The sequence below is a fragment of the Synechocystis sp. LEGE 06083 genome, assembly GCF_015207725.1.
Taxonomy (GTDB): domain Bacteria; phylum Cyanobacteriota; class Cyanobacteriia; order Cyanobacteriales; family Microcystaceae; genus Synechocystis; species Synechocystis salina.
Genome location: NZ_JADEWJ010000206.1, coordinates 1 through 7,116 on the forward strand (window position 1 = coordinate 1; position 7,116 = coordinate 7,116).

A 7,116-nucleotide genomic window follows, 5' to 3' on the forward strand; every position below is an offset into this window, starting at 1 on the left:
GGGACAAGTCCCCTTTTGGGTATCCACTTTGAACTTACCCCGGATGATTTAAAAATTTTCTACCCCGATCGCCGTCCCTTCTTGAGCACTGTGGCTCTAGTAGCCTTGGCAGAACAGGCAGAAAAACGGGCCGAATTAGCTGAGGCGGAAAATACTCGCTTGAGGGAGTTACTACGGCAGGCAGGGATTGTCGAGACTGGTTAGACATGGCTCTTTGCCCCTGTTTAATTGACGTTTTCAAGCAAAAATATCTGCAACCTGTAGTCTCCAATCCGGGAAAAGGGAGGAAGTTAATTGGTCTTCAGAAAACAGAGTTAAAACCAGTTCCAAACGGGCTGATGATCGCCAATAAATTTCCACCGTTTGTTGTTGCCAATCCACAATCCAATATTCCTCAACCCCCACCCTTGAGTAGAGTTTCAACTTCACCTGGCGATCCCTAGCAATATCCTGACTCTTTTGGGAAAGCACTTCCACAATCAGTTCCGGGGCGGCGGTGAAATGCCCGGCTTCATCTGCATAATGGTTAAGTTTTTCCTGACTAATCCAAACTAGGTCGGGAATGACATTATCGTCGCTAGCAAAAATTAGCCCCGGTGTTTGCAAAACTTCTCCCGTCCGACCATGGGCATCTTGGGAGGGTAAAGCCTGACACAGCCTAGTGAGAACTTTTTGGTGTTTCCAGTGGGGCGCTCGGGTCACGTACAGGTTTCCATCAATAATTTCATGGCGATCGCCATTATCAGGAAAAAATTCTAGGTCTGCGATTGTCCAACGGGGCTTGGCGGCAGTCATCGAGTTTTAACCTCGGTGGGCTTTGACTTTAGCTCCATTCTAATCACACTACCCAAATTAACTGGCCACTAACTGGTCTTGGTTGCCAGGCAAATTGTTTAAGGTGGAGTAAAAAGGAACGCGATTAATCGGCCCTATGTTTATTCCATTTCCGTTCAAGCTTACCCTCCCCCTGGCCAGTAGCATTGCCCTCTCAGGCTGTGGAGCGTTTTCCCAAGCTGATCTTGTAAACACTGAAGCAGGTCAAACTTCCCCCAGGCCGACTAATTCGATGGAGGTGGCCCAAACTCCCCAAAAAGAAATTAAAGCTGTGCCGATAATCAGCGGCTTGGAACATCCCTGGGGTATGGCTTGGTTACCCAATGGCGACATTTTAATCACCGAAAGACCGGGGCGACTCCGCATTGTCCGTAATGGTGTCTTAGATCCAGAGGCGATCGGCGGGGTAGAAGAAGTTGCCACCGTCTCTGCCCAACAACTATTTGCTTCCCAACAGGGAGGTTTACTGGACATTGCTCTGCACCCCCGTTTTGCAGAAAATCGCTTCGTCTATTTCACCTACTCCCACGGTACTCAGCAGGCTAATCGCACCAGGGTAGCCAGGGCGGTTTTTGATGGGGAAACAATAACGGATTGGCAAGTCATTTTTGAAGTGGGACAAACCAAATCCGGCGGTCAGCATTTTGGCTCCCGGTTAACTTGGTTGCCGGACGAAACACTGCTAGTTTCCATTGGTGACGGCGGCAATCCCCCTGTGCAACTGGAGGGAGACTTTATCCGCCAACAGGCCCAAAACCTGGCTAGTCACCTCGGCAAGGTAATTCGCATCAATGATGATGGCACCATACCCGTCGATAATCCCTTTGTAGATAATCCCGAGGCGGCCCCGGAAATTTGGAGTTATGGCCATCGCAATATCCAAGGCATGGCCTATGATCCCGTTACCCAACAGGTCTGGGCTACGGAGCATGGTTCTAGGGGCGGGGATGAACTGAATCTAATTCAAAAGGGAGAAAATTACGGTTGGCCAGTGGTGTCCTTCAGCAAGGAATACAGTACGGGTCAGCCCGTTGCCCCCGTCACATCTCGCCCTGATATGGTAGATCCCCTCCAGGTTTGGACTCCGGCCATTGCCCCTTCCGGTTTAGCCATTTATCGTGGCGATCGCCATCCTGATTGGCAGGGCACCATTTTTGCTGGCGGTTTAGTGGACAGGGGCGTTCGCCATTTACGGGTTGGGGAAAATAACGAAATTATTAGCGAAACCACCATTACCATCGGCGACAGGGTGAGGGATATTCGCCAGGGCCCCGATGGCCATGTTTATGTTTTAACCGATAACAATAACGGGCAGTTGCTACGACTGGAATCGTGAATCGACCGACCAAGGCCCCCAAAAATAATCTAATTTCCCACCAAAAAACTATCCGCTCCCCCAAAGGCTGGATTGCAGCGATTCGGGAGAGCGGTCTAGGGGGTCAGTTCGGTTGAAACCTGACTGCCGGAAGGAACTTTAAATGTAGCTAATTCGGGTTGTGGGGAATAGTTACTCTAAAGAACGGCCCCGGCACACAGCCGGCTAACTTCAACCAAACGACCCATGCACATACTACTTTCTACCATGGGCATCACCTCCTGTATTCCTTAATGGTACTGACTTAAAGGGTGGACTCCTCCCAAGTTAGCTCAACTTTTTTTGAAAGGCAAGGCAAGTAGCTAAAAATTTTTCCACCGAGGAAATTTGACTGCCCCAATGGAGGTGGAGATAGGAAGCCTGAACAGGGCCCAAACACCAGCCATCCATTGTCCCCTGGTCAATGGCCAGGAGCCCCCGCTGGCGGTAGAGAGCTTGGCCAGGGAGTTTCGTCATTTGGGAACGGTGAAATTCATGGCCCCGCAGGGGTTCTGTTGGCCACAACCAACTGTGGGAATTGACCACCTGGGCTTGGCGATATCCGAGACTGAGTTTGCCCCCCATGGTGACGGCGGTGGGGAGAATATCCAACATGGGAAAAGTTTGCCCGGTAAAGTCCGTAATGGCTTGGCTGAGATACATTAAACCGCCGCATTCCCCATATACGGGTAACCCTTGGTTAATTAGTTGCTTGAACTGATTTTTTAACGACTGATTACGGCTGAGGGGTTCCGCAAACAGTTCAGGAAAACCACCACCGAGGTAAATTCCATCGATCGCCGGAGGAAGTTTATTATCTTCTAGGGGGCTAAAGGGAATGAGTTCAAAGCCGCAGTGGTTGAGTAGATCCAAGTTATCGGCGTAGTAAAAGTTAAACGCCTGATCCTGGGCAATCGCCAATCGGGCTTGGGGTAGTCGGACGGGAATGTGAAATAAACTAGGGGGGGCGTTTACATTGGTGGGCGTTGCCAGTAGCGGCAGCAGTTTGGCCCAATCCAATTGCTGAGCGGCCAAATGGGCTAATTGGTCAAAATATTGCTGAATTTGCGGCAACTCGCCACAGGGCACCAACCCCAAATGGCGATCGGGCAAAGTTAAATGCTGCTGGCGGAAAAATACCCCCAGAATGGGAATATCTAACGGTGCCAAGGCAATTTTGAGTAATTCTAAGTGGCGATCGCCTGCTACTCGATTCAAAATTATCCCGGCTAAGGTAATCTCCGGTTGCCAATGGCGATAACCCTGGATAATGGCGGCAACGGAACCAGATAAACGCTGGCAATCCACCACAAAAATTACGGGCAACTTCAATAATCTGGCAATGTGGGCAGTGGAAGCATAATCCCCCATGCCTTGGTAGGGCACGCCGTCAAATAGTCCCATTACCCCTTCAATCAAACCATAGGGAGTGGCTTGGCTGTGGTAAAGAAAACAATCTTTGACATAGCTTTCGGAAGTTAAAAAAGGGTCTAAGTTACGACAGGGACGGCCCGTAATTTGGCTGTGGAACATGGGGTCAATGTAGTCTGGCCCCACTTTGAAGGACTGCACCGCCAGTTTTTGTTGCGCTAGATAGGCCAACATCGCCAGGGTGATGGTCGTTTTGCCAGCGCCGCTTCTTTCCCCCGCAATAATCACTGTCATTGTTGGGGGCTCTCCAGGCCCTGTCCCAATTCCCTGGCAATTAAATTCTCAATTAGTTCTAGCAACTGGTCCTGATCCCAATTTTTATAGAGTTGGGCGGCGATCGCCATGGCCCCGGCCCCCACCCCTTCTTTGACAAAGCCCTGTTCATAGACCCGCAGTTGGGGATAAAGGGAAGAAGCAAAACTGAGTTGGGGAGCTAACAAAACCACCGGAGAAAGCAAATTGGCTAGACCCACCGTATCACCACTGGCATCTTCACAGACCCATTTGGTTGTGCCCACCACCAGGCGGGAAAAATCCACCCTCAGATTCCTTTGCTGAGCTAGGGCTTGGATCAAGGCATAAACTGCCAACATTTGGGTTCCTCCGGCCAACATCACCCCCGTACTATGACTAGCGGAGATCGCCATCCCAGCCACCACGATTTGCATCGGATCCCCAACGGCAGCCACCAGAGCCATCGGCTCTTGATTGGGGGAACAATGGTTCAACCCCTGGCTTACCAGAGCTAGTTTTTGTTGATGATTGCAATGGGGATGACTGCTATTCACTTTGCCCCCGGCGGCGATGCCCAACCCCAACAATACTCCTAGGGCGGTGGTAGTCCCCCCCACCACGCATTCACTCAGTACTAAGTAACTGTCGGTATGCTCCTGGGCTAACTTTTCGCCCCACTGTAAACCCTGCCGAAAAAGATGCTCCACTGTCCCCAACGATAGGGCCTGCCCTGTGGAGAGACAGCAGGCCGGCTGCCCTCCCAGATCAATGGCGGCTACGGACGGAGGGACGGGTAAACCGGAGTTAAACAAATACACCGGTGTGCCGAGGGCATCCACCAACGCTTTGGTGATGAACACAGGGGAAACCCCAGAAATGAGGGGAGGTAAGGGATAGGTTGCCCCTGTGGTAGTACCTCTAATTAAAAATTCCGCATCGGCGATCGCCGTGAACTTTCGATCAGCGGGGGTTTTGCCGGCGGCGGAAATACCGGGGATTAACCCCGTTTCCGTAAAGCCCAACACACAGACAAATGCCGGTGGACAATGACCATGGCGTTCTATCCAGGATAAAGCTTGGTAAGACTGGGTATAAACTGTCAACATATTGCTGTAAAAGTGGGCCCAATGCGGAAAATCAAGGTCAAATACATTGAATAGATTTAAACTGTCGTTCTTTAGCCTCCCTAGCCTTAAAAATAAAGATTTCTCCCTTGTTTCTATCTGATCATGGTTGCGCCAATTAACTACGACTCCATCCACTCCCTGGCGGACACCTGGGCCATCACCGGGGAAAATTTTGCCGACATTGTGGCCCTTAATGATCGCCACAGTGATCCCCCCGTGGCCCTGACCTACGCCCAATTGCGGGACAAAATCCAGACCTTTGCGGCTGGCCTACAGGATTTGGGGGTTACTCCCCATCAACACCTAGCTATTTTTGCCGACAATAGTCCCCGTTGGTTCATCGCTGACCAAGGTAGTATGCTGGCCGGGGCAGTCAACGCCGTCCGTTCTGCCCAAGCCGATCGCCAGGAATTGCTCTACATTCTGGCAGATAGCAACAGCCGCACCCTGATTGTGGAAAATCGGCAAACCCTGAGCAAACTAGCCCTGGACAGCGAAAAGGTTGATTTGAACCTAATTGTCCTCCTTTCCGACGAAGCGGTGGACCAGGACAGCGCCATTCCCCAATATAACTTTGCCCAAGTCATGGCCCAGGGAGAAGGCAAAATCCCCACCCCAGTCCCCCGCCAAGAAGAGGATTTGGCTACCCTAATCTACACCTCCGGCACCACCGGGCAACCCAAAGGGGTCATGCTCAGCCACGGCAATTTGTTGCACCAAGTACGGGAATTGGGTTCAGTCATTATTCCCCGCCCTGGGGATCAGGTGTTGAGTATTTTGCCCTGTTGGCATTCCCTCGAAAGAAGCGCCGAGTATTTCTTTCTCTCCCGGGGCTGTACGTTGAACTACACCAGCATTCGCCATTTCAAAAATGATGTGAAGCAGATTAAACCCCATCACATTGTCGGGGTGCCCCGGTTATGGGAATCCCTCTATGAAGGGGTGCAAAAAACCTTCCGAGAAAAATCCCCTGGGCAACAAAAGCTAATTAATTTCTTTTTCGGCGTTTCCCAGCAATATATTCTCGCCAAACGCATTGCCCATAACCTCAGTTTGAATCATCTCCACGCTTCGGCGATCGCCCGATGGGTGGCCCGTTGCCGAGCTCTGGTGCTTAGTCCTCTGCACCACTTGGGGGACAAAATTGTCTATCACAAAGTCCGGCAGGCCGCCGGAGGCAGACTGGAAACCCTCATTTCTGGGGGGGGAGCCCTGGCTAGACATTTAGACGATTTTTATGAAATCACTAGTATCCCCGTCCTGGTGGGCTATGGCTTAACGGAAACGGCCCCCGTTACCAATGCCAGGGTGCATAAACACAATCTACGTTACTCCTCCGGCCGCCCTGTGCCCCTAACGGAAATCCGCATCGTTGATCCGGAAACTAAACGGGACTTGCCTCCCGAAACCCAGGGACTAGTTTTGATCCGAGGGCCCCAAGTGATGCAGGGCTATTACAACAAACCGGAGGCCACCGCCAAAGTGTTAGACCCAGAGGGCTGGTTCGACAGCGGTGATTTAGGCTGGGTAACGCCCCAAAACGATTTGATTCTTACCGGTCGGGCCAAGGACACCATTGTGCTCAGTAACGGGGAAAACATTGAACCCCAACCCATTGAAGATGCCTGTTTACGCAGTGCCTACATCGACCAAATTATGTTAGTGGGACAGGATCAAAAATTCTTGGGAGCTTTGATTGTGCCCAATTTTGATGCGTTGCAAAAGTGGGCTGAGACTAAAAATTTGCAAATCACCCTGCCGGAACCATCGGCCAGTAATGAAGCCATGGAAGCCAGCGGTTTGTATGACCCCCAAGTGGTGGGGTTAATGCGGTCGGAGTTGCAACGGGAAGTGCGCGATCGCCCTGGGTATCGAGCCGATGACCAAATTAAAGATTTTCGTTTTGTCCCGGCACCATTTTCCCTGGAAAACGGCATGATGACCCAAACCTTGAAGCTCAAGCGACCGGTGGTAACCCAAACCTACCAAAATTTAATTGACGAAATGTTTTAACCCCCCCATTGGACTCCGGGCTCAGGTCAAATTTCAGCGCCCCTTGGAGGCATGGCAAAAAGGGGGGAAAGCCCCAGCGTTGGTTGGTGAGTAAGCTTGCGGCAAGTTCGATAAGATATACAC

At 51.3% G+C, this 7,116-nt stretch carries 5 protein-coding genes and 1 pseudogene; 3 read left to right on the top strand and 3 right to left on the bottom strand.

The window, feature by feature from the left end:
- On the top strand, positions 1–204 hold a 204-nt coding region (locus IQ219_RS14435), incomplete at its 5' end, for a hypothetical protein (protein ID WP_194073070.1).
- A gap of 33 nt (positions 205–237) precedes the next feature.
- Here the strand turns inward: IQ219_RS14435 and IQ219_RS14440 are convergent.
- Positions 238–795: a Uma2 family endonuclease gene (locus IQ219_RS14440; protein ID WP_194073071.1), complete on the bottom strand. Its 558-nt coding sequence runs from the start codon at positions 793–795 to the stop codon at positions 238–240.
- 136 nt (positions 796–931) lie between these two features.
- Here IQ219_RS14440 and IQ219_RS14445 point away from each other — a divergent pair, with 136 nt between their 5' ends.
- On the top strand, positions 932–2,170 hold the full coding sequence (locus IQ219_RS14445) for a PQQ-dependent sugar dehydrogenase (RefSeq protein WP_194073072.1): 1,239 nt from the start codon (positions 932–934) through the stop codon (positions 2,168–2,170).
- A gap of 234 nt (positions 2,171–2,404) precedes the next feature.
- Here IQ219_RS14445 and IQ219_RS14450 read toward each other — a convergent pair.
- Positions 2,405–3,853 (bottom strand): annotated as a pseudogene (locus tag IQ219_RS14450) (cobyrinate a,c-diamide synthase).
- Positions 3,850–4,959 (bottom strand): nicotinate mononucleotide-dependent phosphoribosyltransferase CobT, encoded by a 1,110-nt coding sequence (gene cobT / locus IQ219_RS14455; protein WP_194073074.1) that lies wholly within the window; start codon positions 4,957–4,959, stop codon positions 3,850–3,852. Before cobT ends, IQ219_RS14450 begins: the two are co-directional and overlap by 4 nt.
- 123 nt (positions 4,960–5,082) lie before the next feature.
- Here cobT and IQ219_RS14460 point away from each other — a divergent pair, with 123 nt between their 5' ends.
- Entirely contained in the window at positions 5,083–6,993 is a 1,911-nt protein-coding gene (locus tag IQ219_RS14460; protein WP_194073075.1) for an AMP-binding protein, read from the top strand.
- The last annotated feature ends 123 nt before the right edge of the window (positions 6,994–7,116 follow it).

Excerpts from the sequence above, each read along its gene's own strand:
- IQ219_RS14445 (WP_194073072.1), top strand. The coding sequence starts at position 932 with ATGTTTATTCCATTTCCGTTCAAGCTTACCCTCCCCCTGGCCAGTAGC.
- IQ219_RS14460 (WP_194073075.1), top strand. The coding sequence starts at position 5,083 with ATGGTTGCGCCAATTAACTACGACTCCATCCACTCCCTGGCGGACACC.
- cobT (WP_194073074.1), bottom strand. The coding sequence starts at position 4,959 with ATGTTGACAGTTTATACCCAGTCTTACCAAGCTTTATCCTGGATAGAA.
- IQ219_RS14440 (WP_194073071.1), bottom strand. The coding sequence starts at position 795 with ATGACTGCCGCCAAGCCCCGTTGGACAATCGCAGACCTAGAATTTTTT.